Raw genomic sequence first — 24,656 nt, forward strand, 5'->3', positions numbered from 1 at the left:
TGCACGGTCCCGCTATTCGCCGCCTCTCACCGCACGACGAAGGGGAAGAATGCCAATGACCGCCGAACCGGAAATACGGACGCCGCAGCCTGAATCTGATCTGGAAGGGCAGGGGTGGCACCGGCTTCCGAAGCTGCTCACCCCGTCCGATTGCGCCGATCTTTGCGCGATGTTCGACGCCGACGAGCGCTTTCGCAGCACGGTGACGATGCAGCGTCATGGTTTCGGCCGCGGCGAATATCGCTACTTTGCTTATCCCTTTCCCGCTGTCCTCGAACGGTTGCGGCAGCGCCTGTATGAAAGCCTGGCGCCGCTTGCGAACCGATGGGCGGCGCGTTTGGGAGCGAGCGCTTCCTTTCCCGCCGATCTGTCGGCCTTCACACGCCTTTGCCACGCGTCGGGTCAGGTTCGGCCGACGCCGCTGCTGCTACGGTACCGCGCCGGCGACTATAATTGCCTCCATCAGGATCTTTACGGCGACCTCCATTTTCCGTTTCAGGTGGCGGTCCTGCTGTCCGAGCCGGAAGTCGATTTCGACGGCGGCGAATTCGTCCTGACCGAACAGCGCCCGAGAATGCAGTCGCGCGCACATGTCGTGCCGCTGCGGATGGGTGACGCGGTCGTGTTCGCGGTCAACGAAGCACCGCGAGCCGGAACACGCGGCACCTACCGCGTCAAAATGCGCCACGGCGTCAGCGAAATTCGCAGAGGCGAGCGCTTAACGCTCGGCATCATATTTCACGACGCGCGTTAGGCGCGTGCGGCGATGGCGGACAGGGTGGGATTCGAACCCACGGTGAGCTTGCACCCACGGCGGTTTTCAAGACCGCTGCCTTAAACCACTCGGCCACCTGTCCTTGCGGCGCCGACATAGCGCGGCGGCGGCGCGCGGCAAGCGAAACCTTTGGCGCGCGCGGTGCGAACGGTCCGGCGCGCGAATGACTCGTCCTGTCCCGCCGGCGGCTGGCCAAGGGGGCTGTATCCGTGGCAGACACGCCCTATAGGGTGGGACATATGCACGCTAAACCATTCAGAATCGGACGCCTCCTCGCCCGGATCGGTGTCCTCCTCTCCGCCTGGACCATGGCCGCGTCGGCACCGCTGCACGCACAGGCGGCCGATCCCGGCTTCGATACCTATGTCCAGTCGCTATGGCCCAAGGCACAGGCGCGCGGTGTTTCGCGTGCGACCTTCGATCGGGTGACGGGCGGGCTGCGCTTCAATGCGCGCGTCGTGGCGCTCGATCGCGACAATCTGGGGGCGCCGCCGCGTCCCGATACGCCGATCCCGGCTTTTGCGCCGTACAAGGCGAAGCATGTCGATGCCGCGCGCATCAATGGCGGACGCCGCGTGCATGATCGCCTGTTGCCGCTGCTGTCGCGGATCGAGGAGCGAACGGGCGTCCCGACGAGCATCATGATCGCGATCTTCGGACATGAAACCGCTTATGGGGCGGTAACCGGCAATTTCGACCTGCCCGAAGCGCTGGCGACGCTTGCCTATGAGGGACGCCGCCGCAGCCTGTTCGAACCCGAATTCATTGCGACGCTCGAAATGGTCGAAAAGGGCGTTCCGCGCGACGTCCTGAGGGGCAGTTGGGCGGGCGCGTTCGGCTATCCCCAATTCCTCCCCTCGGTCTATCTCAAGATTGCCGAGGACGGCGACGGCGACGGCGTTGCCCGCATCTGGTCGAGCGAGGCCGACGCGGTCGAGTCGATCGGTTCCTACCTGCGCCGGGCAGGCTGGCATGCGGGCGAACCATGGGGCGTTGCCGTACGCGTTCCCGACGGCTTCGACCGTTCGGCAATGGAAACCCGGCTCGAGCCGACACGCTGCCCGCGCGTTTTCGCCCGCTACAGCCGCTGGCGGTCGATGGCTGAATGGCGCGCCGCCGGGTTCCAGCCAGTGAGCGGACGCTGGCCGGCGGACCATATTCAGGCGACCTTGCTCGAACCCGACGGCCCGGGAAAGACCGCCTATTTGCTGACCGGTAATTATCGTGCGATACTCGACTATAATTGTTCGAACTTTTACGCACTTTCTGTGGGGTTGCTGGCGGATGAAATCGATCGTTAGGGGCGGGGGCGCGGCCACGCTGGTCGCAGGAACGGCATTGGCGCTGGCGGCATGCGGCAGCTTTGACGGCAAGAGCAATACGGCGGTCGCCGCTGCGCCCGCGACGGCACCTGCCGACAATGGCGTATCGGACGTGCCGGTGAAACTCGGCGATCCCTATACCATCGCGGGCACGACCTACACGCCCGCGGATGTCGCCGATTATGACGATGTCGGCTATGCAAGCTGGTATGGTGATGAAGCGGCGGGCAAGCCGACCGCCAATGGCGAGATATACAACCCCGACGGTATCAGCGCGGCGCACAAGACGCTGCCGTTGCCCAGCTATGTCGAGGTAACGGCGCTCGATACCGGGCGCACGATATTGGTTCGTGTCAACGATCGCGGACCCACGAGCAACGACCGGCTGATCGACCTTTCGCGCGGCGCCGCCGCACAGCTCGGGCTGACCGATGCGGTGAGCGCGGTTCGCGTGCGCCGGACCAATCCGCCCGCCGCCGAGCGCGCGCAGCTTCGCGCTGGCAGGCCGGTACCCGAGCGGCTGGCAACGCCCGAATCGCTGCTGTCGATCCTGCGGACCAAGATCAAGCAGGTGCCCGTGCCCAAAGCGGCGGCCGCCACGGTTCCCGATCAACCGGCGCCGCCGACGGCATCGGCTCAGGCCAAACCCGGCGACGACCGGATGGCGGTAACCAGCAGCAAAAAGCCCGAACCTTCCAAGCCGGCCCCGGCGGCCAAGCCGGCTACACCCGAAAAGAAGGCGGAACCGGCACCCAAAGCGGTTGCGGGAAGCTTCGTCGTTCAGGTCGGCGCGTTTAGCAGCGAAGCGCGGGCCAATGTCGCAGCGAAATCGGTCGGCGGCCATGTCGACAAAGCCGGCAAATTGTGGCGCGTCCGCATGGGGCCCTTTGCCAGTGACGGCGAAGCAAAAGCCGCACAGGACAAGGCGAAAGCCAAAGGCTTCCGCGACGCGACCGTCCTGCGCGACCGCTAAGCCGTGCAGCGTCGCAACGGAATCGCGCGTGCTATAGGCGCCGGACTGGCGGTAACGGCGCTTGCAAGCACCTTTCCGGCGGCTTCGGCGGGGAATGACAAGCCGAAGCCGGGCGCAGTGAGCAGGCCGCTCTACGTAACCGAAGCGCCGATCGTGATGTTGAAGGATCTCGATTCGGGCGCGATCCTTTTTTCCCGCGGCGCGGGCAAACGCTTCGCGCCGGCCTCGATGGCCAAGGTTATGACCGCCTATGTCGTGCTCGACCTGATCAAGCGCGGCGAGTTGTCGCGCGACAAGGTCTTCACGATCAGCGAAGCGACCTGGCGCAAATGGAACGGCAGCAACGGCGGGTCGACGATGTTCCTGCGCGCCGGCGAGAAGATTTCGGTCGATGAATTGCTCAAGGGCCTGATCACCGTGTCGGGGAACGACGCAGCCGCGGCGCTGGCGGTCGGGATCGATGGCAGCGAAGCCGATTTCGTCAAGCGAATGAATGCGATGGCGGCCAAAATCGGCATGACGTCGAGCAAGTTCGGAACGCCGAACGGCTGGCCCGATGGCGGCGTGACCAAGGTAAGCGCTGCCGATCTTATCACGCTGGCGGACCGGCTGATCCGCGACCATCCCGATGGTTATGCACGCTATTTTTCGATCCCGCGCTTGCAGCATGGCGTGTCGCCAGAAGGCAAGCCGATCGTCCAGCCGAACCGCAACCCCATTCTGGGGCGCTTTGCCGGGGCCGACGGCCTCAAGACCGGCCACACCGCTGAAGCGGGCTATTGCTTTCTCGGTTCGGCAAAGCGCGATGGCCGGCGCCTGATTATGGTGGTCGCGGGCATGAAGAGTGAAAAGGCGCGGCGCGACGAGGCCGAACGGCTGATGCGCTGGGGCTTCGACGCTTGGGAAGGCCGCGAACTGGTGCCCGCGGGCACCAAGGTCGGGGCGGTCGAGGTGCAACGCGGCGCACGGCCGAGCGTGATGGCCGAAGCTGGTATTGCGGTCCGAATGACGGTTCCCAAGGGCTATGCCGGCGGCTATCGCGCCGCGATGCAGAGCCGCAGCCCGCAAAACGCCCCGATCGAACGCGGCACTCCGATCGCGCGTCTGATCGTGACGCCCGACGGCCTGCCGCCGCAAACCACGCCATTGCTGGCGGCGAAAGACGTGGCGCCGGTCGATGGCGTCTGGACACGGCTGCGCAGCGGTTTTTATCGGCTCGCCGGGCGATGAGGGGGCGTTTCATCACGCTCGAGGGCGGCGAAGGGGTTGGCAAATCGACGCAGATTCGCGCGCTGGCCGCGGCGCTTGCCGAACGCGGGATCGACGTCGTCGCGACACGCGAACCAGGCGGCAGCGCCGGCGCCGAGGCGATCCGCGCGCTGCTGATGGAGGGAGACGACGATCGGTGGGACGCGCGTAGCGAAGCGCTGCTCTTCGCCGCCGCGCGCGCCGATCATGTCGCGCGCACGATCCGGCCCGCGCTCGAACGTGGCGCCTGGGTGCTTTGCGATCGCTTTGTCGATTCAACCCGCGCCTATCAGGGGGCCGGAGGCGGGATCACCGACGCCGATATCATGATGCTGCACGGCTTCGGCTCGCTTGGACTGTTGCCCGACCGGACCTTCCTCCTGACCGTTTCCGCGGCAGAGGCGCGCCGGCGACTGGCGGCGCGCGATGCCGCCGGCGCCGATCGCATGGGCAGCAAGCCCGCCGATTATCAGGCCCGGCTCGCCGCGCGCTTTGCGGAGATCGCAGCGGCGGAGCCGCTACGCTGGCGTCTGGTCGAAGCCGATGCGCCGGCAACCGCCGTTACCGCGGCCCTGTTGTCGGAGCTTGCCGAATGGCTGCCATGATCGGACATCACGACGCCGAGAAGGCCTTTCTTGAGCCTTGGACAAGCGGCCGTCTCCACCACGCCTGGCTGCTCGCCGGCCCGCAGGGAATGGGGAAGGGCGCCTTTGCCGCACGGGTCGCCCGCTTTCTGGTCACGCACGACCGGGCGGGCGAGGGAGGGGCGCCGCTGTCGCTCGACGATCCCGGTGATGAGCAGGCGGGCAGGCTCGTTTCGGCGGGGAATCACCCCGAGATCATCCATCTGACGCGGCAGGTGAAGGACAAGAGCAAGGATCTCGCGCGCAACATCACGATCGATCAAGTGCGCGGCATGATCCGCCGCCTGCATCTGTCGCTGTCGCTCGGCGCGTGGCGCGTCGTCGTCATCGATGCGGTGGACGATCTGGAAACCGACGGCGCCAATGCGCTGCTCAAGACGCTCGAAGAGCCGCCGGCGCAAACCTTGTTCCTGCTCGTCAGTCATTCGCCGGGACGCCTGCTGCCCACGATCCGGTCACGCTGCCGAATCCTGCGTTTTCAACCAGTTGAGCGTGACGTCATGACGGCGTGGCTGCACGAGCTGCGCCCGATGCTCGACATGGCCGAGGTGCGCGCGATCGTCGTGGCGTCGGGCGGGGTTCCCGGCAAGGCGCTGGCGCTCATCGACAGCGACGTCGCGGTCATGGAAAAGAAACTGCTGGCGATCGCGACCGGCGGTGATCGCGACAACCGGCTACGCGAAGCGTTGGCGCGCGAAGTCGGCGGCACCAGCAACCGGGCGCGGCTCGAATTGGTGATCGACATCGTGCCGGGCCTGCTGGCACGGCTGGCGCGCGAACGCCCGCTGGGAGAGATCGCACCGGTGCTCGGTCAATGGGACCGCATCCAGCGGACGGTGCGCGATGCGGTGCGCGGGTCATATGACGGGGCGATGGTGGGGTTCGAGATCGGCAACTGCCTCGCCGAACTCGCGCCGCGCGGCGGGCAGGCGGCACGCTGACGCTTTCCCTTGGCCGCGCCAGCGGCTAAGGCGCGCGCATGTCCGAACCATTTTATATCACCACCGCCATCAGCTATCCCAACGGCCGTCCGCATATCGGTCACGCCTACGAGGCCATCGCGACCGACGTGATGGCGCGCTTCCAGCGGATGCGCGGCCGCGACGTGCGCCTGATCACCGGTACCGACGAACATGGGCTGAAAATGTATCAGACCGCGCGCGACCAAGGCCGTGCGACGATCGATCTTGCCGACGAAATGTCGGGATATTTCCGTGAGATGTATAGAAAACTGAATATCAGCTATGACAATTTCATGCGCACGTCGGACCCGGCGCACCATCGCGCATCGCAGGCGATCTGGCGGGCGATGGAAGCCAATGGCGACCTCTACCTCGACCGCTATGAAGGCTGGTATTCGGTTCGCGACGAAGCTTTCTATGATGAAAGCGAACTGACCGACGGGGAGGGGGGCGTTCGCCTGTCGCCGCAGGGGACGCCGGTCGAATGGACCGTCGAGGAAAGCTGGTTCTTCCGCCTGTCGGCCTATCAGGACCGTTTGCTCGCGCTCTATAACGACAATCCCGACTTCATCCGCCCCGAAAGCCGCCGCAACGAGGTGCTGCGCTTCGTCGAGGGCGGATTAAAGGATCTGTCGGTATCGCGCACGAGTTTCGATTGGGGCGTCCCGGTGCCGGGCAGCCCCGGGCATGTGATGTATGTCTGGGTCGACGCGCTCACGACCTATTTGTCGGGCATTGGCTATCCTGACATGGACGGCGATTTTGCACGATTCTGGCCGGCGAACATTCATATGATCGGCAAGGATATCGTTCGTTTTCATACTGTTTACTGGCCGGCCTTCCTGATGAGTGCCGGTCTGCCGCTTCCGCGCCAGGTGTTCGGTCACGGCTTTCTGCTCAACCGCGGCGAGAAGATGTCGAAATCGCTCGGCAACGTTGTCGATCCGATGACGCTCGCCGAACAGTTCGGCGTCGATGCGCTGCGCTATTATCTGCTCCGCGAAGTCAGCTTTGGGCAGGACGGCAGCTATTCGGCCGAAGCGATCGTGCGCACCGCGAATGCCGACCTCGCCAACAGCTTCGGCAATCTTGCGCAGCGCAGCTTGTCGATGATTTTCAAGAATTTGGACGGCGAGATTTCGAACGATTACTCTCCGAGTGAGGAGGATTTGGCTCTTAGGAGCGCCGTTCGCGACGCCGCAGTAAATTTGCTTCCTCGTGAGTTTGAAGAGCTGTCATTTTCCGTCGGCATTGAGGAATGGCTCCGCGCAGTTTTTGCTTGCAACCAGTATGTTGATACGCAGGCCCCGTGGGCGCTGCGCAAGACCAATCCAGAACGGATGCGTGCTGTGCTGATGACTCTCTTTCGGGCTATTCGCACACTCGCGATTGCGATCCGTCCGGTGGTGCCGTCCGCGGCTGACGCGCTGCTCAACCAGATGGGAATCGCCGACGATGCGCGCGACTTCGCCGCGCTTGCCGACACCGAATGGTTTGCGAAGCTTGCTGCCAGCGGTTTTGCGGTCGGCCAGCCGGTTCCTATCTTTCCACGCCTTGAACTGCCCGAAGGGGAAGGGGAGGCCTGATGCTCGTCGATTCGCACTGCCACCTCAATTACAAGGGGCTTGCCGAGCAGCAGGGTGAAGTGCTGGAGCGCGCGCGGGCGCGCGGCGTCACCGCGATGCTCAACATCGCAACGCGCGAGAGCGAGTGGGACGACGTCCTGGCTGCTGCCGAAGCCAATACCGATGTATGGGCTAGCGTCGGCATCCATCCGCACGATGCCGATCATCATCCCGATGTCGACACCGCCAAGCTGGTCGAGCGCGCCGCGCATCCGCGCGTGATCGGGATCGGCGAGACGGGGCTCGACTATTATTACGACAAGAGCGATCGCGTGCGGCAACAGGAAAGTTTTCGCCGCCATATCCACGCATCGCAGCAGACCGGCCTGCCGATCATAGTCCACACCCGCGATGCCGAAGCCGACACGCTGGCGCTGCTCGGCGAAGAGATGGAAAGGGCGTCTTACACCGGTGTGATTCATTGCTTCACCGCGAGCGACGACTTCGCCAAAGCGGCGCTCGACCTTGGGCTGTTCATCTCGATCTCGGGGATCGTGACGTTCAAAAATGCCGCCGATCTTCAGGCCACGGCAAAATGGCTGCCGCAGGACAGGCTGCTGATCGAAACCGATTCCCCCTTCCTTGCCCCCGTCCCGCATCGCGGCAAGACCGGCGAGCCGGCCTTTGTGGCCGATACGCTGGCTTTTCTGGCCGACCTGCGCGGCGATGATCGCGAAGCGCTGGCAGCGGCGACAAGCGCGAATTTCTACGCGCTTTTCAACAAGGCGGCGCCATGACGTCACACGCGCCATGAAGGTTCGCATTCTAGGGTGCGGTACCTCTTCCGGGGTACCGCGGATCGGTAACGACTGGGGGCAATGCGACCCCGACAATCCGCGGAACCTGCGCAGCCGGGCCTCGATCATGATTTCGCTCGGCGGATACCGGCTGATCGTCGATACCAGCCCCGACATGCGCCTGCAACTGCTCGACGCCGGGATCGGCGAGGTCGATGGGGTGATATGGACCCACGAACATGCCGATCATACGCACGGCCTCGACGATTTGCGTCAGATCATGCATCTGCGCGGTTCGGCCGTGCCGGCCTACGCCCGCGCGCATGTTCTGGATATTCTGAAATGGCGCTTCACCTATGCCTTTGCCGGCAACGCAGGCTATCCGGCATCGGTCGATCCGATCGAACTGGCCGATCATCAGTGGATCGGACCGATCGAAGTATCGGCACTCGAAATGCCGCACGGCCCGATAAAGGCCAGCGGCCTGATCTTCAGCGACGGTGCGCACAAGATCGGATACGCGACGGATTTTTCACGATTTACGGAGGAAATGGTCGATTTCTTCCAGGGGGTCGACTTGTTCGTGATCGACGCGCTCCGCCGCTATCCGCACCCCACGCATCCGCATCTCGCGATGACGCTCGAAGGGCTCGCCAAGGTCGGCCAGCCGCGGGCCATTATCACGCATATGGACAATACGATGGATTATGACGATCTGGCCGGCGAGCTGCCTGACGGCGTCGAGCCTGGGTACGACGGGCTGGAGGTGGAATTGTGAACGGCGATACCACGGTGCCGATGATCTGGTTCGTCGGGGCCTTTGCGCTGGTCTTGAGCTCGCTCGCGGCCAGACGGCTCAATCTGGCCGACGGCCTGAAGATGGCGCTCACGTGGGTGGCGATCTTTGCGCTCGTATTTCTCGTCGTTCGGACGTGGCAGCTTTTTGCCTGACGATTCAACGAGAGGGGGGCAAACGGGTCTCCCTGTTATATTGAAGTTAACATAATATATATTATCGGATAATCTTATGTCGAATACGCCTTCGCTGTCCCCCATCGATCGACTGCTCGCGATCATGCGTCAGTTGCGCAATCCCGATGGTGGGTGTGAGTGGGATTTGGCGCAGGACTTCACAACGATCTCACCTTACACGATCGAGGAAGCCTATGAGGTTGCCGACGCCATAGCCTCCGGATCGCCCGATGCGATTTGCGACGAGCTTGGAGATTTGCTGCTCCAGGTCGTTTTTCATGCCCAGATCGCTACCGACAAAGGCCTGTTCGGGTTCGACGACGTCGCCAATGCGATCAGCGACAAGATGGAACGGCGCCACCCGCATATCTTCGGCGATGCAACGACGCATGACGTTCGCCAGCAATGGGAACAGATCAAGGCGGCCGAGCGCAGCGCCGACGGCGCCAAAAGCGTGCTCGACGGCGTGGCGTTGTCACTGCCGGCGCTCCTGCGCGCGCAAAAGCTGCAAGGCCGCGCTGCGCGGGCGGGATTTGACTGGCCCGATGCCGACGGACCGCGCGCCAAGATCGCCGAAGAACTGGAAGAAGTCGAAACGGCCCCTGACGACGCAGCGCGGGCGGAGGAAGTCGGCGACCTGCTCTTCGCGGTGGTGAACTATGCGCGGCACCTCGGCGTCGATGCCGAAAGCGCACTCCGTGACGCCAACGCCAAGTTCGCGCGCCGCTTCATGGCCGTCGAAGCACGCGCTGGCGCCGACATGGCGCATATGCCGCTCGATGCGCTCGAAGCGCATTGGCAGGCGGTCAAGGCTTCGGAAGCCCCTTAGCCGGCCAGAGGCGGCGGAAGCGGGCCTGATCGGCGGGATCGAGCCGAACGGTGAGCACATGCCCCTCACCCTCTGCCCTGTTATCAAGGACTTCGCCGCGGGCGTGGAGCCAGGCAAGCGCCTCCCCTTCGTCAAAGCCAAGAAAAATCTGCTGTATTTCGTGGCCTTCGGTTAGCCGCGCCGCCATCAGCGTCCGCGCCGCCTCGACGCCCTCACCCGTGAAGGCCGAAATGACCGCGACGTCGCTGCGCCGTGCGGCAATCTCGACGATCTCGGCGCGCCGCTCGGGCCCCGCAGTGTCGATCTTGTTCCAGATTTCGATCTGCGGAATCGGGTCGGCGGCGTCCTCCCCTTCCCCGTCCTGCGGCCCATTGACCCCGAGCGAGTCGAGGATCGCCTTGACGTCGTCATATTGCGCGTCGCTGTCGGGATGGACGATGTCGCGGACATGGACGATCAGATCGGCCGTCGTCACTTCCTCTAGCGTTGCGCGGAAGGCGGCGACGAGTTCGGTCGGAAGGTCGGAGACGAAGCCGACCGTGTCGGAGAGGATTGCCTTGTCAATCCCCGGCAGGCGGATTTCGCGCATCGTCGGATCGAGCGTCGCGAACAGCATATCTTCCGCCATGACGTCGCTTCCCGTCAGGCGATTGAAAAGCGTCGATTTTCCGGCGTTGGTATAGCCGACGAGCGCGACGACGGGCCAAGGTGCCCGCTGCCGCTTGGCGCGTTGGAGTTGGCGCGTGCGCCGCGCATCGTCGAGCTGGCGGCGGATGCGCGCCATACGATTGCGGATCATCCGGCGGTCGGCCTCGATCTGCGTCTCGCCGGGGCCGCCGAGGAAGCCGAAGCCGCCGCGCTGGCGCTCGAGGTGGGTCCAGCTTCGCACCAGCCGTCCCGCCTGATAGTCGAGATGCGCTAGTTCGACCTGCAACCGCCCCTCGGCGGTCGCGGCGCGCTCGCCGAATATCTCGAGGATCAGGCCGGTGCGATCGATCACCTTCGTTCCGAAGGCGGTTTCCAGATTGCGCTGCTGGATCGCGGTCAGCGCGGCGTCGACGATGACAAGTTGCACGTCGTGCGCCGCAATCGCGGGCTTGATAGCCTCGATCTGACCGACGCCGATCAGCGTTGCCGCGCGCGTCTGGCGGAGGCGCAGCGGATGCGCTGCCACCACCTTGAGCCCGATCGCGACCGCGAGCCCCTTTGCTTCCTCAACGCGCGCGTCGAGATCGCGCGACAGGCGCTGGCCGTGCCATTCGGGCACGACAAGCAGCGCGGGCGCACCGCGCGTTACCTCTTCGGCGCTATCGGACATCGGGTCGATCAGGCGTCGCCGTCGGCTTCGCCATTGTCGGTCAGATTGATCGGGCCGTTGGGCTGAACCGTCGAAATGGCGTGCTTGTAGACAAGCTGCACCTGGCGTTCGCGTTCGAGCAGCATGCAGAACAGATCGAAGGCGACGATATCGCCCTGCAGCATGACGCCGTTGACAAGGAACATCGTCACCGACTCTTCGGAACGGCGCACCGCATTCAGGAAAACGTCCTGAAGCGCCTTGCCCTTGGCGGTGGGAACTTCGCGCACATCGGCGCCGAGCGAGGCCAGGTCGAAATCATGCGACGGCATGATCGTCGAGATCGCGTGCTTGTACACGAGCTGCGACTGGCCGTCGCGGCGGAGCAAGAGCGAGAAATTGTCGAACCAGGTGATTATTCCCTGCAGCTTCACGCCCTTGACGAGAAACATCGTCACCGGGGTCTTGCTGCGACGCAGAGCGTTGAGAAAAAGATCCTGAAGATTCTGGTTTTTATCGGACACATTTGCCTCCTGTTTTTGGCGGCCGAGCCGCGGGTTCGATGCGCCGACGATGAGCCCCTTGTCGTCTTCGCAGCCGCAATATGCGGCAAAGAGCGGATCAGGTCTAGGGTAAAGCCACTACCCTTCGCCGTCCTGATTCTCGGTCAATCCCAACAGCTTCAGCTTTCTATGGAGAGCCGAACGCTCCATCCCGATAAAGGCTGCGGTGCGCGAGATATTTCCCGAGAAACGGTTGATCTGGATGCGCAGATATTCGCGTTCGAAATTCTCGCGCGCCTCCTTGAGCGGAATCGCGGTGATCGATTCGCTGTTGGGCAGGATGTCGGTGCCGCCGCGGACCAGCTCCGAAGGCAGCATATCGGCATCGATCCGGCCGAGCCGATCGCTCGGCGCGAGGATCATCACCCGCTCGATCACGTTGCGCAATTCGCGCACATTGCCGGGCCATTCATGCGCCTGGAGCGCCGCCATCGCCTCCGAGCTGATCTCGGGCGGCGGCACGCGCCGTTCGGCGGCATAACGGCCGACGAAATGGTCGCAGAGGCTTGCAATATCGTCGCGCCGCTCGCGCAGCGGCGGAATATGCACGGGCACGACATTGAGCCGGTAATAGAGATCTTCGCGAAAGCGCCCTTCGGCGATTTCGCTCATCAAGTCGCGCGCGGTGCCCGAAATGATGCGCACATCGACGCGGATCATCGTTCGCCCACCGACACGCGTGAAGCTCTGGTCGGTCAGGACGCGCAAGATCTTGCCCTGCGTCGTCAGCGGCATGTCGGCGACTTCGTCGAGGAAGAGCGTCCCGCCATGCGCCTGTTCGAGCAGACCGACGCGGATCGCCCCGTCGTCGCTTTCCGACCCGAACAATTCGATCTCGACCGTTTCGGGGTCCATCCGGGCCGACGAGATGACGCGGAACGGCGCATTCTGTCGCCCGCTCCAGCCATGGAGGACGCGCGCCGCAACCTCCTTGCCGACGCCGGGAGCGCCGGTGACGAGCACCCGGCTGCCGGTTCCCGCCACGCGTTTCAGCGTCGCGCGGACATTGTTGATCGCGGTGCTGCTGCCCGTGAGTTCGTCGGCGGGACCGGCCTTTTCGCGAAGCTGTTCATATTCGAACTTCAGCCGCTCGCTTTCGGTCGCGCGCGCGACGAGGTGCAACAGACGCTCGGCCTCGAACGGCTTTTCGATGAAGTCGTAGGCGCCGCGGCGGATCGCCGCGACGGCGGTGTCGAGACCGCCATGGCCCGAAATGACGATGATCGGCAGCGTCGGGTCGAATTCCTTGATCGCCTCGACCAGCCCCAATCCGTCGAGCCGCGACCCCTGCAGCCACACGTCGACCAGCGCGAGCGACGGGCGCCGCTGGCGGATCGCTTCGAGTGCGGCATCGCTGTCGGAGGCGGTCCGCGCTTCATAGCCTTCGTCTTCCATGACGCCGGCGACCAGTTCGCAAATGTCGCGTTCGTCGTCGACGATCAAAATATCAAGCGCCATGTTCTTCTCTGTCCTGCCGGTTTCTGATGCGCCCCGGCACCGATTCGATCTGCCCTGTTGGAACTCCCCCGCCCTTGCCAGCCAATGGCCGCAGGCGATCGGCGTGCAGCGTCAACGTGACCTGCGTCCCCCGCCCTTCCGGATTGTCCGAAAATTCAAGCTCGCCATAATGTTGCTCGACGATCTTCTTGACGATCGCAAGGCCGAGCCCCGTCCCGCCCTGCCGCGTGGTCATATAGGGTTCGGCGATCGCGTCGCGCGCCTCGGGCAGCCCGATGCCATCATCGGTGACGCGGATGACCACCGCATCCTGCGGGCCGATGTCGAGTTCGGCGCGGATATGGCCCGAAACCGGGCCATCCGATTTTTTCGTATTTTCCTCGATGGCTTCAACAGCATTTTTGACGATGTTCGTCAGCGCTTGCGATAGCAGGCGGCGGTCGCAGACGAGCGGCTCGATCTCGTTCGGCGTCTTGACGCTGAATATGATGTCGGGCTTCGCTACCTCGAACAGGAACACCGCCTGGCGCAGGATGTCGCGGATATCCTCGACCCCGAAGGTCGGCTTCGGCATCCGTGCAAAGCTGGAAAATTCGTCGACCATGCGGCGCATATCGTGAACCTGCCGTACGATCGTGTCGGTCAATTTGCGGAAAGTGGCGGCATCGCCCTCGATCTTTTCGCCGAAGCGGCGCTGCAATCGTTCGGCGGCGAGCTGAATCGGGGTCAGTGGATTCTTGATTTCATGCGCAATGCGGCGCGCGACGTCAGACCAGGCGGCGCGGCGCTGATCGAGCAATTGCTGGGTTATATCCTCGAAGCTCAGCACGAAGCCGTCGCCTTGCGCGACCGCCTTCGCCGCGAGCGTCGCGGGTTCGGCATCGCGGCGGGCCAGCTGAACGATCCCTTCCTGCTCCCCGCCGCTCAGGAGCGCGGCCAGTTCGGGCGCGACATCGCCGAGCGGTTGCCCGGTCAAGGTTTCGGCGCTTTGCCCGATCAGGCTTTCGGCGGCGGCGTTGGCGAGAAGAATGCGATGCTGCGCATCGACCGAGACGACCGCCGATGAGACGCCGCTCAGCACTGCTTCGATGAAGCTGCGCCGCGTTTCGAGCTGCTCATTGACGTTGACGAGCGCGCTCGTCTGCCCCTCGAGCTGCTCGGTCATGCGGTTGAAGGCGCGCGTCAGCACGGCAATCTCGTCGTCGCGGGCCGGCGGCGTGACGCGCACCGACAGATCCCCGCCCGCCGCGGTGCGCGTCGCGCCGATCAGGGTGCCGAGCGGCCGCGTGATGCGGTCCGCGACGACGATCGCGGCCACCACCGCCAGCGCCAGCAACAGAAGCGAACCGAGATAGAGCGCGCCGTTGAACTGCAACTGGAGCTGCTGCGATCGCTGGAACAGGTCGTTATAGTCGGCAAGCACGGCCCCCGCCCGCGCGGATTGCTGAAAGCCCGGCACATTGGCGTCGCGAGACGCATAGACGTAGGCACTCTCCGTTCCCGGCAAGCGGGCGGCTGCCTCGACGCGGTCGGCCTGACGGACAACGACGACATCCTCACCCGCCTTGAGGCGGTTCACCATGGTCGGCGTCAGGCGACTCTCGGCCGCGCGCTTGTCGGGATCGATGGCTGCGGCGGTCCGGACGACCCCGTCCTTTCCGACTTCGATAATCGCCGACTCATTGAGGCTGCGCACCACGACCTGTTGCAGATAGTAATTATAGAAGCCGGGACTATCGACGGGAAACTGGGTCAGTTGCTTACCGAGGTCGGTCGCCATGGCATATGTGTTGGCCCCGACCTGTCGTTGGTTCTCCTGATAATAGCCTTCGGCAAGATTGGCCGCGTTTTCGAACATGCCGCGCGAGCGGTCCGAGAACCAGAAATCGACCCCGAACTGGAACAGCAGCGAAGCGAATATCACCACCAGCAATGTCGGCGTTGCCGCGATCAGCGAAAAGAGCGCGACGAGGCGTACGTGCAGCCGCCCGTTGCCGCCGCTCATCGTCCGTTCGGCGCGCGCACGGGCCACGCGGCTGCCGATCAGGACGATGAGCGCCATCGCGGGAACGAGGTTGGCGACCATGATTGCCGCGACGAGCGCCGGGGTCAGCAACCGCTCGCTCTGCGCGTCGCCGGTGACGAAGATATAGGTGCCGATCGCAACACTCGCGATCAGGGCGAGCGTATAATATTCGGGCGCGCCGAACCGCCACCAGCCGCTCCGCGCGTCCGTATCACCGGGTTCGCCGTCAAGAGCCGAGGGGAAAGGCTGCGTCATTGTGGCTGCGATACGACAATCCTGTTGCATAGAAAACACACAATATGCGCCGGCGCGCCGATAAGTGTGCTTTTCCGGTCAACGGGAGCACGTGCGATGCGGCGCCTAGGGATGCGCCGGATCGATGTCGAGTTGCCCCAATCGCTTGCGCAGCGTGTTGCGGTTGATCCCGAGCCGTCGGGCTGCCTCGAGCTGGTTGCCGCGTACTTCGCGCAGCACGCGGCGGAACAACGCCGCCTCGACGATGGCTTCTAGGTCGCTGTGGATGGCGCCGTCGCCGTCGGTGCCCGCCAGCCGTTCGCGCACCCAATCGTCGACCGCGTGCGCGATCAGGTCCGCCGGCGCGGTGAAGGCGGGCGCCATGCCGCCGCTTTCGCGCAGCACTGTCTCGACATCGCGGGCGGTGACGACGGTGTCGCGCGCCAGAATGGCGAGACGCTGGACCACATTGCCGAGTTCGCGAACATTGCCTGGCCAGTCGTGGCGTTCGAGCAACTGCATCGCCTCGGGCGCGAATTCGCGGTCGGGCAGCCCCGACTGGCGCCCTGTCTCGACAAAATGGCGGACGAGCGCGGCGATGTCGCTGCGCCGGTCGCGGAGTGGCGGCAGGCTGACCGGAATGACGTTGAGGCGATAGAAAAGATCTTCGCGGAAGCGCCCCTCGGCGACGAGGCTGCGCATCTCGCGGTGGGTCGCGGCGACGACGCGGACATCGGCTTTCAGCGCCTGACTGCCGCCGACGGTCGAATATTCGTTGGTTTGCAGGACGCGCAGCAGCCGCGTCTGTGCCTCGAGCGGCATGTCGCCGATTTCGTCGAGGAACAGGGTGCCGCCCGACGCCTGTTCGAACCGCCCGGCGCTGCGGCTGTGTGCGCCGGTGAAGGCGCCCTTTTCGTGACCGAACAATTCGGCCTCGATCAGTTCGCGCGGGATCGCGGCCATGTTGATCGCGACGAAGGGGCCATTGCGGCGCAGGCCCGTCGCATGGATCGCGCGCGCGACGACCTCCTTGCCCGTCCCCGATTCGCCGAGGATCAGGACAGCAAGGTCGTTCGAGGCGAGCCGCGCGATGGTGCGATATACCGCCTGCATCGCCGGGGCGCGGCCGATCAGCCCGTGGCTGTCGGTTTCGGCCGCGTCGACCTTGCCGAGCGGTTGCCGGCCCCGTGCCAGGGCGGCGCGGACGCTGGCGGTCAACTCCTCGAGATCGAAGGGCTTGGGCAGATAGTCGTAGCTGCCGATCCCCTGCGCGCGGACCGCGGTGTCGAGCGTGTTCTGCGCCGAGAGAACGATCACCGGTGTTTCGGGCGCCACGCCCGCGCCGGGCAGCGAATCGATGCCGTCGCCGTCGGGCAGGACGACGTCGGTGATGATGAGGTCGGGGCGATGATCGGCGAGCCAGGCATTACGCTCGGCGATGCTGCCGACCGCGGCGAACAGGGCGCATTCGTCATCCAGCGTCTCGCGGATGATGAGCGAGATCGCGGGATCGTCCTCGACCAGCAGGATCGTCTTGTCGGTGGTCATGGCCGCGGCTCCTTGCGCGCCGATGACTGTGCGGCGGGCAGATTAACGCGAAAGCGCGTCCACTCGCCATCGCGGACATGCTGGACGGTGCCGCCCATGTCGCGCGCGAGCTTCGCGACGAGCGCGAGACCGAGTCCCCTGCCCTCGCGCTTCGTCGTCACGAACGGGTCGAACAGGTCGTCGCGGATGTCGGCGGGCACGCCGGGGCCATTATCGCTGACGCTGACCTCGATCGGCAGCGCAATGCGGCCGCGACCGTCGCCATTGTCGATCGACAGGCCGTGGCGATAGGCGGTGGCGATGCGGATGACGCCATCGTCACGCCCGCTGAGCGCCTCGCCGGCATTGGTGACGAGGTTCAGCAATATTTGGACCATGGCGTCATGGTTGCCCTGCACCATCGGCAGCGAAGGGTCGAAATCCTCTGAAAAGCGGACCCCGGGCAATTGCCGCGCGCGCACCGCCTCCAGCGCTTGATGGATCGGCTGATAGAGGTTGATCGGCGTGCAGGCGATCGGCTGCCCGCGCGAAAAATGCTCCATCTGGTCGATCAGCGTCGTGATCCGGTCGACCTCGGCGCAGATCAGCGTCGTGAAGCGTTCGCCGCTTGCATCGGTCTTGCGCGCGAGAAGCTGCGCGGCGCCCTTGATCCCGGCGAGCGGATTCTTGATTTCGTGTGCCAGCATCGAAGCGGCGGCCCCCGCCGCACGGCCCGACCGTCCGATCGCGCCGCCCATCAGTTCGGCTTCGCTTTGCGACGGAACGAGCGCGAGGATGCGGTGCCCGTTGCTGCCATAGGGCACCATCTGCATATCGACGAAGATCGACTTGCCGCCGCCGATGCGGATTTCGGCGCGATGGGCGAACAATGCCGAGGTGTCGGGATCGTTCATGCGCTGACGATAGCCGCGGTCCATGCCGATGACGTCATAGACGACGCGCCCGACCATCGCCGAGCGGCTGATATTGCAAAGCTGTTCGGCGGCCGCGTTGACAAACAGGACGACGGCCCCGCGGTCGATCAGCAGCGTCGCGACCGGATGCGACTGGATGATTTCGTCATGGTCGAACGTCGGGATGCTCGACGTCAACGCGCTCACGCAGCCGCCTTGCTCAGATAGGGCGCGTAAAATTCCTCGAGCGCATCGAGTACGCCCTTGCTGTCGGGGATCTGGTTGACGCGGTTGCGGAATTCCGCCGAACCGTGGAGCCCCTTTACATACCAGCCGAGATGCTTGCGCGCCATATTGACGCCGGTCATTTCGCCATAATGGTCGATCATCGCCCGATAATGCGATGTAATAACGTCATATTGTTCGTCGATGCCAGGGTCGGGGCGCTCGCCCTCGCCGCGCAGCGCCGCCATCACCTGCCCCAGCAACCACGGCCGGCCATAGGCGCCGCGGCCGATCATCACGCCATCGGCGCCGCTCTGATCGAGCGCGGAGCGCGCATCGTCGACCGAACAGATGTCGCCATTGACGATCACCGGGATCGATACTGCATCCTTGACCCGGCGCACGAAGGCCCAGTCGGCGCTGCCGCGATACATCTGATTGCGCGTGCGGCCGTGGACGGTCACCAGTTTCGCGCCTAAATCCTCTGCGATATGCGCGAGTTCGGGGGCGTTGAGGCTGTCATGGTCCCAGCCCATGCGCATCTTGACCGTCACCGGCACGCTGACCGCCTTGACGCAGGCTTCGATCAGCGCCGCAGCCAGCTTGAGATCGCGCATCAGCGCCGATCCGGCATCGCCGTTGGTGACCTTGCGCACCGGACAGCCCATGTTGATGTCGATGATCGCCGCGCCGCGCTCTTCATTGAGCTTCGCGGCCTCGCCCATTTCATAAGGCGTGCACCCGACAAGCTGCATCGAAACGGGTTCCTCGACCGGATCCCAGGCAGCTTTCTGGATCGATTGCCGCGTCTCACGGATCGCGGCCTGGCTCGCGATCATCTCCGTGACGTTGAGCCCCGAGCCGTAATAGCGGACGATCTTGCGGAACGGCAGATCAGTGACGCCTGTCATCGGCGCGAGGATCACGGGATCCGCGATGGTGATATTGCCGATCTGGATGGGCCGGAGCGGCGCCATAACGGGGAGCTTTCGTTGAATTGCCTAAATTTTGTGCAGCCACTACACGCTAAGGCGCTTTTCCGCAAGCCGCGGCTGCGCTAACCGGCGCGCGTCATGACCGACTCCGCGCCCCTGCCGTCCGGCTCCGTCGCTGTCGTGCTGCTCGCCGGCGGCGTCGGCGCGCGCGCTGGCTTTGCGCTTCCCAAGCAGCTTGTCCCGATCGGCGGCAAATCCGTGCTGCGCTGGAGCCTCGATGCGTTCGCCGCGCACCCCGCCATCGGTGCGGGCGTGCTCGTCGGCGATGATGACGTCGTGGCGGCGACAGGCCCCCTTCCCGCCGGCTGGACGACCGCTGCGCCGGGCATCGAACGCCAGCAGTCGGTCGCGAATGCGCTGGGCGCACTGGCCGACTGGAGCGACGATGCGATCCTCCTCGTCCATGATGCGGCGCGCCCCGGCGTTTCGGCGGCGGTAATCGACCGGCTGCTCGCCGCCGTGGCGGAGGGGGCTGTCGCGGCGACGCCGACGCTGCCCGTTCCCGATACGCTGATAAGCGAGGTTGACGGGGTGGCGGGTGACGTCACCGACCGCAGCCGACTCGCGCGCGTCCAGACGCCGCAGGCCTTCCGGCTCGGTGCTCTGCGCCGTGCTCACGCGGGTACCGGCGACGAGGCGGCGACCGACGATGCGCAACTCGTCCGCCGGCTTGGTCATGCTGTGGCAACGGTTCCGGGCGACGCGCGGCTGCACAAATTGACCTATGCCGACGATCTCATCATTCTGTCCGCCCTGCTCGGAGGAGGCAAAGCCGCGATGCGTACAGCCGTCGGCATGGGTTATGACGTTCACCGCCTTGTTCCCGACAAGCCGCTGTGGATCGGCGGGATTGAAATCGCGCATAGTCATGGGCTTGAAGGGCATAGCGATGCCGATGTCGCGCTCCACGCGCTGACCGACGCGATCCTCGGCGCGCTGGCCGATGGCGATATCGGGGACCATTTCCCGCCGAGCGATCCGCAATGGCGCGGGGCGGCGTCATGGCGCTTCCTGGCCTTTGCCGCCGAACGGGTCGCGGCCCGGGGCGGACGGATCGCCCATGTCGATCTGACGATCATCGCCGAAGCGCCGAAAATCGGCCCGCATCGCGCCGCGATCCGCGCGCGCCTGTCCGAAATTCTTGCGATTTCGATTAAAACCATTAGTGTGAAGGCAACAACCACCGAGCGGCTGGGCTTTACGGGCCGCCGCGAAGGGATCGCCGCACAGGCCATCGCGACTTTAGAACTTCCGGAGAATTGAACCTTGCCGTCCGCCGTCGAAACGCGCCAGACCGCGCGCGAAGAAGCCGCCACGTCCGTTCTTGCCGCCAATCGCGCGGCGGGGCGCCGCGTTGCCATCGCCGAAAGCTGCACCGGCGGCATGGTGTCGGTGGCGCTCACTGACATTCCCGGTAGTTCCGATGTCTTCAGCGCCGGATTCATTACCTATTCGGCCGACGCCAAGAAGCGCCAGCTCGACGTCAGTAGCGAAATTCTGGAAACCTTCGGTGAGGTGTCGCTGGCGACCGCCTGGGCGATGGCCGCGGGCGTGCTGGCGAACAGCGATGCCGACGTTGCGGTATCGATCACCGGCATCGCGGGTCCCGGCGGCGGATCGGATAAGAAACCGGTGGGCATCGTCGTGTTTGCGCGCGCGCTGCGCGGCCAGGATCCCGATGATTATTTCACCCAGCGGGTGCAGTTCGATTCGACCGATCGCGCGACGATCCGCCATCACGCGACGATGTTCGCGCTCGACCTGCTTCAGCCCGACAAGGACGCGCTGCGTCCGTCGGAGGATGTCACGCTTCCCGCACCGTAAAGCGCATCGGCGCGCATTTCGAACGCCGCGATCATCTTACGGAGCGCCTTGTCGAACATCTGCCCGGCCAGCGCCTCGAAGACGCGGCTGCGGAACGAGAAATCGACCATGAAGTCGACCTTGCACCCGCCGCCGTCGAGCGGCGTGAAATGCCATTCATTGTTGAGGTGGCGCATCGGGCCGTCGATATAATCGACGACCACCTTGTCGGGCGCGCGCTTGTGGACGCGGCATGAAAAGCTTTCGCGCAATCCCTTGAAGCCGACGATCATGTCGGCCACCGCCTCGCGATCGCTGTCGGCGCGGACACGCAGCGCGACCACCCACGGCAGAAATTCGGGATAGCGCGCGACATCGGTCACGAGCGCGAACATCTGTTCGGCGCTATAGGGCAGCTCGCGCGTTTCGTGATGCCTCGGCAATGCGGCGTCAGTCCGCCTTGGCGCGCGCGAGCTGGGCTTCGCGCGCGGCGCGCATCTTCGCGAAATCGTCGCCCGCATGATAGCTCGACCGCGTCAGCGGCGAAGAAGCGACCTGCAGGAAGCCCTTGGCGCGGGCGATCTGGGCATAGGCATCGAACGCCTGCGGCGTCACGAAGTCGATCACCTTCGTATGCTTGGGGGTCGGCTGGAGATATTGCCCCATCGTCATGAAGTCGATGTCGGCGCTGCGCATGTCGTCCATCACCTGATGCACTTCCATCCGCTCTTCGCCGAGCCCGAGCATGATGCCCGATTTGGTGAAGATCGACGGATCGCGGCGCTTGACGCTTTCGAGCAAGCGGAGCGACGCATAATAGCGCGCGCCGGGACGGATCGTCGGATAGAGCCGCGGAACCGTCTCCAGATTGTGATTGTAGACGTCCGGCCGCGCATCGACGATCGCGGCGACGGCATCGTCGGGCTTGTTGCGGAAATCGGGGGTCAGAATCTCGATCGTCGTCTGCGGCGTTTCGCGGCGCAGCGCCTCGATCACCTTGACGAACTGGCTGGCGCCGCCATCGGGCAAGTCGTCGCGGTCGACCGAGGTGATCACGATATGGGTCAGCCCCATCTTCGCCGCCGCGGCCGCCGTATGTTCGGGTTCGAGCAGATCGACGGGGCGCGGCATGCCGGTCTTGACGTTGCAGAAGGCGCAGGCGCGCGTGCAGGTATCGCCGAGGATCATCACCGTCGCGTGCTTTTTGGTCCAGCATTCGCCGATGTTCGGGCAGGCCGCTTCCTCGCACACCGTATGCAGATTGAGATCGCGCATCAGCTTGCGTGTTTCGGCATAGCCGGGGCTGGTCGGCGCCTTGACGCGAATCCAGTCGGGTTTGCGGGCGCGATCGGACGGTTTTTGCAGCGGAGCGTTCATGGCGCCCACATAGGCGCACACGCACATCTTCTCAACCGTCCATCCTGTGCTAAAGCGCGCGTCATGACTCGCTTTGCAGAACTGATCGACGGCTATCGCCGTTTCCGCGCCACCGGCTGGCAGCAACAGCGCGACCGGTGGGATGAATTGGCCGAGGGCCAGTCGCCGAAGGTGATGGTGATCGCCTGTTCGGACAGCCGCGTCGAACCGTCGCAGATATTCGACACCAATCCGGGCGAGATATTCGTCGTGCGCAATGTCGCCGCGCTCGTCCCGCCCTTTGAAACGACGCCGGGCCGTCACGGCGTATCGGCCGCGCTCGAATTTGCGGTGCAGTTTCTGAAGGTCGAGGAAATTGTCGTGATGGGCCACGGGATGTGCGGCGGCTGCCACGCGGCGCTGCACCGGACGATGGAGGGTGCCGAACCGGGCCGCGGCGGTTTCATCGCCGACTGGATCGCGCTGCTCGACGATGCGAGCGCCGACGTGCGTGCGGCGCATCCCGACTATGACAATCGCGTAGCGGGCCGTGCGATGGAGATGGCGGGGGTGAAGGTCAGCCTCGACAATCTGCGCACCTTCCCGTGCATCGAGGAGAAGGAAAAGCGCGGCACGTTGCGGCTGCGCGGCGCCTTTTTTGCGATCAGCGACGGCGTTCTCCACATTCTCGATGAAAAAACTGGAGAATTTTCGCCCGCCTGACCCCGCCAGGGGTTGCGCTCCCCCGCGCGGGGGTCCAACAGGCGCGCCATGCTCTCCAAGCCCAACCTGCCGCGCTGGATGCGTCTGTGGCAGTTGCGCGCCGGCCGGCGCGCGCGCAGCGAGGTCGTCGATATCCGGCGGCGCGTCGCGATGGTGGGCGGGGCGCTGCTGCTCGGCTTCGTTGCCCTCGTCTTTGCAGCGGCGGGCGACAAGGTTCAGCGGCTGATCTTTCAGATATCGGCGGTCGCCTGGTGGTTGCCGCTGCTCATCACGCCATCGGTATTCGCGCTGATCGTTTGGTTGACCAACCGCTATGTCCCCGACGCGCGCGGGTCGGGCATTCCGCAGATCATCGCGGCGGGTCGCTATCCCGATCAGGCGGCCGACGGCCCGCTGGTGTCGCTCAAGACCGCCTTTGCCAAGCTTGCGCTGACGCTGACGACGCTCGCCGCGGGCGGATCGGTGGGACGCGAGGGGCCGACGGTTCAGGTCAGCGCGGCGATCATGGTCGCGATGCATCGGCTGCTCAAGGTCCGCATTTCCGCCGGGGTGTTCATCGCCGGCGGTGCCGCGGGGGTCGCCGCAGCCTTCAACACGCCGCTCGCCGGGATCGCTTTCGCAATCGAGGAACTCGCATCCGCCTATGAACAGCGCGTCGCGGTGCTGACGATGGGGGCGGTGATGATCGCCGGTCTCGTCAGCCTGTCGGTGGCGGGCGACTATGTCTATTTCGGCGCGATGCGCGAAACGCTCCCCGTGGCCGACGTGCTGTTGATCGCGCCAATCGCGGGGATCGGCGGCGGCCTGGCCGGCGGGCTCTTTGCGCGGCTCGTGCTGGCGGCGAGCGACCGGTCCGCCGGCTGGGCGCGCAAGGCGGCGGCGCGCCCGATCCTTTTCGCAGCCGTTTGCGGCCTCGTCGTCGCGGGGGTGAGCATCGCGACCGGCGGCGCGACGTGGGGCACCGGCTACGACGTCACCAAATTCCTGGTCGAAGGCAACCACGGCAAGCTGTGGTTCTTTCCCGCCAAGTTCGTGACCGCGCTCGCCTCGACGTTGAGCGGCGCGCCGGGCGGCATTTTCGCGCCCTCGCTCGCGGTCGGCGCCGGGTTCGGCAATTTGTTGACGCCCGCCTTCCCCGATAGCCCGACCGGCGCGGTGGTGATGATGGGCATGGTCGCCTATTTCGTCGGGGTCGTGCGCGCGCCGCTGACCGCCGTCATCATCCTGATCGAGGCGACCGCCGCGCGCGGCGTGATCCTGTCGCTGTTCGCGACGGCGCTGATCGCCGACTGGACAAGCGCGCAGGTCTGCCCCACCCGCCTCTATCATGGGCTGTCGAAGCGGATGATGCCGACGAAGCAGAAAGCAACAGCGGCGCCATCGGAGGGCTAAATTCCGGGCGCCAGGTGGCGGCTTTGGGGTGGGAAGGCGACCGGCAGCTATGGAAT

24 protein-coding genes and 1 tRNA gene are annotated in these 24,656 nt (G+C 64.9%); 15 read left to right on the forward strand and 10 right to left on the reverse strand.

What is annotated here, in order from left to right; translation table 11 throughout:
- The first annotated feature begins 55 nt into the window (after positions 1 to 55).
- Positions 56 to 754 carry a 2OG-Fe(II) oxygenase gene (locus tag L0963_RS07175; protein WP_186401722.1) on the forward strand — a complete coding sequence of 233 codons (699 nt, stop codon included), beginning with the start codon at positions 56 to 58 and terminating at the stop codon, positions 752 to 754.
- A 13-nt stretch (positions 755 to 767) separates the two neighbouring features.
- Here L0963_RS07175 and L0963_RS07180 read toward each other — a convergent pair.
- Positions 768 to 857: transfer RNA gene (locus tag L0963_RS07180), tRNA-Ser, on the reverse strand.
- Between the two features lie 226 nt (positions 858 to 1,083).
- Between L0963_RS07180 and L0963_RS07185 the strand changes: the two genes are divergently transcribed.
- The 10 genes from L0963_RS07185 to mazG all read left to right on the forward strand — a co-directional run bounded on the left by L0963_RS07185 (position 1,084) and on the right by mazG (position 10,087).
- The gene (locus tag L0963_RS07185; protein WP_186403316.1) at positions 1,084 to 2,076 is read left to right on the forward strand and encodes a lytic murein transglycosylase; all 993 of its coding nucleotides are present in this window, start codon (positions 1,084 to 1,086) and stop codon (positions 2,074 to 2,076) included.
- Positions 2,060 to 3,070, forward strand: coding sequence for a septal ring lytic transglycosylase RlpA family protein (locus tag L0963_RS07190; RefSeq protein ID WP_234178969.1), 1,011 nt, complete (start codon positions 2,060 to 2,062; stop codon positions 3,068 to 3,070). Before L0963_RS07185 ends, L0963_RS07190 begins: the two co-directional genes overlap by 17 nt.
- Positions 3,071 to 3,187: 117 nt before the next feature.
- Positions 3,188 to 4,300 carry a D-alanyl-D-alanine carboxypeptidase family protein gene (locus tag L0963_RS07195; protein ID WP_186403315.1) on the forward strand — a complete coding sequence of 371 codons (1,113 nt, stop codon included), beginning with the start codon at positions 3,188 to 3,190 and terminating at the stop codon, positions 4,298 to 4,300.
- Positions 4,297 to 4,923, forward strand: a complete 627-nt coding sequence (gene tmk, locus L0963_RS07200; protein ID WP_186403314.1) for a dTMP kinase — start codon at positions 4,297 to 4,299, stop codon at positions 4,921 to 4,923. Before L0963_RS07195 ends, tmk begins: the two co-directional genes overlap by 4 nt.
- Complete coding sequence (locus L0963_RS07205) at positions 4,911 to 5,903, forward strand: DNA polymerase III subunit delta' (protein ID WP_234178970.1); 993 nt, start codon at positions 4,911 to 4,913, stop codon at positions 5,901 to 5,903. The genes tmk and L0963_RS07205 overlap by 13 nt, the downstream gene beginning before the upstream one ends.
- Before the next feature lie 38 nt (positions 5,904 to 5,941).
- Positions 5,942 to 7,510 (forward strand): methionine--tRNA ligase, encoded by a 1,569-nt coding sequence (gene metG / locus L0963_RS07210; RefSeq protein ID WP_186403312.1) that lies wholly within the window; start codon positions 5,942 to 5,944, stop codon positions 7,508 to 7,510.
- Positions 7,510 to 8,286, forward strand: coding sequence for a TatD family hydrolase (locus tag L0963_RS07215; protein ID WP_062902443.1), 777 nt, complete (start codon positions 7,510 to 7,512; stop codon positions 8,284 to 8,286). Before metG ends, L0963_RS07215 begins: the two co-directional genes overlap by 1 nt.
- 13 nt (positions 8,287 to 8,299) lie before the next feature.
- Complete coding sequence (locus tag L0963_RS07220) at positions 8,300 to 9,064, forward strand: MBL fold metallo-hydrolase (RefSeq protein WP_062902442.1); 765 nt, start codon at positions 8,300 to 8,302, stop codon at positions 9,062 to 9,064.
- Entirely contained in the window at positions 9,061 to 9,237 is a 177-nt protein-coding gene (locus L0963_RS07225) for a hypothetical protein (protein ID WP_186403311.1), read from the forward strand. Before L0963_RS07220 ends, L0963_RS07225 begins: the two co-directional genes overlap by 4 nt.
- A 76-nt stretch (positions 9,238 to 9,313) precedes the next feature.
- Positions 9,314 to 10,087: a nucleoside triphosphate pyrophosphohydrolase gene (mazG, locus tag L0963_RS07230; protein WP_234178971.1), complete on the forward strand. Its 774-nt coding sequence runs from the start codon at positions 9,314 to 9,316 to the stop codon at positions 10,085 to 10,087.
- Here the strand turns inward: mazG and hflX are convergent.
- From hflX to dusB, 7 genes are all read right to left on the reverse strand, one after another.
- A complete protein-coding gene (gene hflX / locus L0963_RS07235) occupies positions 10,065 to 11,405 on the reverse strand; it encodes a GTPase HflX (protein ID WP_234178972.1) in 1,341 nt (446 codons plus the stop codon). The two genes, mazG and hflX, sit on opposite strands and share 23 nt — an antisense overlap.
- A gap of 8 nt (positions 11,406 to 11,413) precedes the next feature.
- Positions 11,414 to 11,908 (reverse strand): RNA chaperone Hfq, encoded by a 495-nt coding sequence (gene hfq, locus L0963_RS07240; protein WP_003051691.1) that lies wholly within the window; start codon positions 11,906 to 11,908, stop codon positions 11,414 to 11,416.
- Positions 11,909 to 12,025: 117 nt separating this feature from the next.
- Positions 12,026 to 13,405, reverse strand: a complete 1,380-nt coding sequence (gene ntrX / locus L0963_RS07245) for a nitrogen assimilation response regulator NtrX (protein WP_003051693.1) — start codon at positions 13,403 to 13,405, stop codon at positions 12,026 to 12,028.
- On the reverse strand, positions 13,395 to 15,686 hold the full coding sequence (locus L0963_RS07250; RefSeq protein ID WP_234178973.1) for a sensor histidine kinase: 2,292 nt from the start codon (positions 15,684 to 15,686) through the stop codon (positions 13,395 to 13,397). The genes ntrX and L0963_RS07250 overlap by 11 nt, the downstream gene beginning before the upstream one ends.
- A gap of 105 nt (positions 15,687 to 15,791) precedes the next feature.
- On the reverse strand, positions 15,792 to 17,213 hold the full coding sequence (locus tag L0963_RS07255; RefSeq protein WP_234178974.1) for a sigma 54-interacting transcriptional regulator: 1,422 nt from the start codon (positions 17,211 to 17,213) through the stop codon (positions 15,792 to 15,794).
- A complete protein-coding gene (locus L0963_RS07260) occupies positions 17,210 to 18,313 on the reverse strand; it encodes a two-component system sensor histidine kinase NtrB (RefSeq protein ID WP_234178975.1) in 1,104 nt (367 codons plus the stop codon). Before L0963_RS07260 ends, L0963_RS07255 begins: the two co-directional genes overlap by 4 nt.
- A complete protein-coding gene (gene dusB, locus L0963_RS07265) occupies positions 18,310 to 19,308 on the reverse strand; it encodes a tRNA dihydrouridine synthase DusB (protein WP_062902437.1) in 999 nt (332 codons plus the stop codon). The genes L0963_RS07260 and dusB overlap by 4 nt, the downstream gene beginning before the upstream one ends.
- 96 nt (positions 19,309 to 19,404) lie before the next feature.
- Here dusB and ispF point away from each other — a divergent pair, with 96 nt between their 5' ends.
- Positions 19,405 to 20,589 (forward strand): 2-C-methyl-D-erythritol 2,4-cyclodiphosphate synthase, encoded by a 1,185-nt coding sequence (gene ispF, locus L0963_RS07270; RefSeq protein WP_234178976.1) that lies wholly within the window; start codon positions 19,405 to 19,407, stop codon positions 20,587 to 20,589.
- Positions 20,590 to 20,592: 3 nt separating this feature from the next.
- Entirely contained in the window at positions 20,593 to 21,150 is a 558-nt protein-coding gene (locus L0963_RS07275) for a CinA family protein (protein WP_040590758.1), read from the forward strand.
- Here the strand turns inward: L0963_RS07275 and L0963_RS07280 are convergent.
- Both L0963_RS07280 and lipA read right to left on the reverse strand, forming a co-directional pair.
- Positions 21,093 to 21,572 (reverse strand): type II toxin-antitoxin system RatA family toxin, encoded by a 480-nt coding sequence (locus tag L0963_RS07280; RefSeq protein ID WP_062902435.1) that lies wholly within the window; start codon positions 21,570 to 21,572, stop codon positions 21,093 to 21,095. The two genes, L0963_RS07275 and L0963_RS07280, sit on opposite strands and share 58 nt — an antisense overlap.
- 7 nt (positions 21,573 to 21,579) lie before the next feature.
- Positions 21,580 to 22,533, reverse strand: a complete 954-nt coding sequence (gene lipA / locus L0963_RS07285; protein WP_003051716.1) for a lipoyl synthase — start codon at positions 22,531 to 22,533, stop codon at positions 21,580 to 21,582.
- 36 nt (positions 22,534 to 22,569) lie between these two features.
- On the opposite strand from lipA, the gene L0963_RS07290 reads away from it, so the two are divergent.
- Together L0963_RS07290 and L0963_RS07295 are read left to right on the forward strand one after the other, a co-directional pair.
- Positions 22,570 to 23,208, forward strand: coding sequence for a carbonic anhydrase (locus L0963_RS07290; RefSeq protein ID WP_003051719.1), 639 nt, complete (start codon positions 22,570 to 22,572; stop codon positions 23,206 to 23,208).
- A 48-nt stretch (positions 23,209 to 23,256) separates the two neighbouring features.
- Positions 23,257 to 24,600, forward strand: a complete 1,344-nt coding sequence (locus tag L0963_RS07295; protein WP_234178977.1) for a chloride channel protein — start codon at positions 23,257 to 23,259, stop codon at positions 24,598 to 24,600.
- Positions 24,601 to 24,656 lie beyond the last annotated feature (56 nt).

The sequence above is a fragment of the Sphingopyxis sp. NFH-91 genome (assembly GCF_021401285.1).
Classification (GTDB): Bacteria; Pseudomonadota; Alphaproteobacteria; order Sphingomonadales; family Sphingomonadaceae; genus Sphingopyxis; species Sphingopyxis terrae_A.

What these genes read in the sequence shown, in the direction of transcription:
- L0963_RS07175 (WP_186401722.1), top strand. Translation starts at nt 56, where the DNA reads ATGACCGCCGAACCGGAAATACGGACGCCGCAGCCTGAATCTGATCTG.
- L0963_RS07185 (WP_186403316.1), top strand. Translation starts at nt 1,084, where the DNA reads ATGGCCGCGTCGGCACCGCTGCACGCACAGGCGGCCGATCCCGGCTTC.
- L0963_RS07190 (WP_234178969.1), top strand. Translation starts at nt 2,060, where the DNA reads ATGAAATCGATCGTTAGGGGCGGGGGCGCGGCCACGCTGGTCGCAGGA.
- tmk (WP_186403314.1), top strand. Translation starts at nt 4,297, where the DNA reads ATGAGGGGGCGTTTCATCACGCTCGAGGGCGGCGAAGGGGTTGGCAAA.
- L0963_RS07205 (WP_234178970.1), top strand. Translation starts at nt 4,911, where the DNA reads ATGGCTGCCATGATCGGACATCACGACGCCGAGAAGGCCTTTCTTGAG.
- metG (WP_186403312.1), top strand. Translation starts at nt 5,942, where the DNA reads ATGTCCGAACCATTTTATATCACCACCGCCATCAGCTATCCCAACGGC.
- L0963_RS07215 (WP_062902443.1), top strand. Translation starts at nt 7,510, where the DNA reads ATGCTCGTCGATTCGCACTGCCACCTCAATTACAAGGGGCTTGCCGAG.
- L0963_RS07220 (WP_062902442.1), top strand. Translation starts at nt 8,300, where the DNA reads ATGAAGGTTCGCATTCTAGGGTGCGGTACCTCTTCCGGGGTACCGCGG.
- mazG (WP_234178971.1), top strand. Translation starts at nt 9,314, where the DNA reads ATGTCGAATACGCCTTCGCTGTCCCCCATCGATCGACTGCTCGCGATC.
- hflX (WP_234178972.1), bottom strand. Translation starts at nt 11,405, where the DNA reads ATGTCCGATAGCGCCGAAGAGGTAACGCGCGGTGCGCCCGCGCTGCTT.
- ntrX (WP_003051693.1), bottom strand. Translation starts at nt 13,405, where the DNA reads ATGGCGCTTGATATTTTGATCGTCGACGACGAACGCGACATTTGCGAA.
- L0963_RS07250 (WP_234178973.1), bottom strand. Translation starts at nt 15,686, where the DNA reads ATGACGCAGCCTTTCCCCTCGGCTCTTGACGGCGAACCCGGTGATACG.
- L0963_RS07255 (WP_234178974.1), bottom strand. Translation starts at nt 17,213, where the DNA reads ATGACCACCGACAAGACGATCCTGCTGGTCGAGGACGATCCCGCGATC.
- dusB (WP_062902437.1), bottom strand. Translation starts at nt 19,308, where the DNA reads ATGGCGCCGCTCCGGCCCATCCAGATCGGCAATATCACCATCGCGGAT.
- ispF (WP_234178976.1), top strand. Translation starts at nt 19,405, where the DNA reads ATGACCGACTCCGCGCCCCTGCCGTCCGGCTCCGTCGCTGTCGTGCTG.
- lipA (WP_003051716.1), bottom strand. Translation starts at nt 22,533, where the DNA reads ATGTGCGTGTGCGCCTATGTGGGCGCCATGAACGCTCCGCTGCAAAAA.
- L0963_RS07290 (WP_003051719.1), top strand. Translation starts at nt 22,570, where the DNA reads ATGACTCGCTTTGCAGAACTGATCGACGGCTATCGCCGTTTCCGCGCC.
- L0963_RS07295 (WP_234178977.1), top strand. Translation starts at nt 23,257, where the DNA reads ATGCTCTCCAAGCCCAACCTGCCGCGCTGGATGCGTCTGTGGCAGTTG.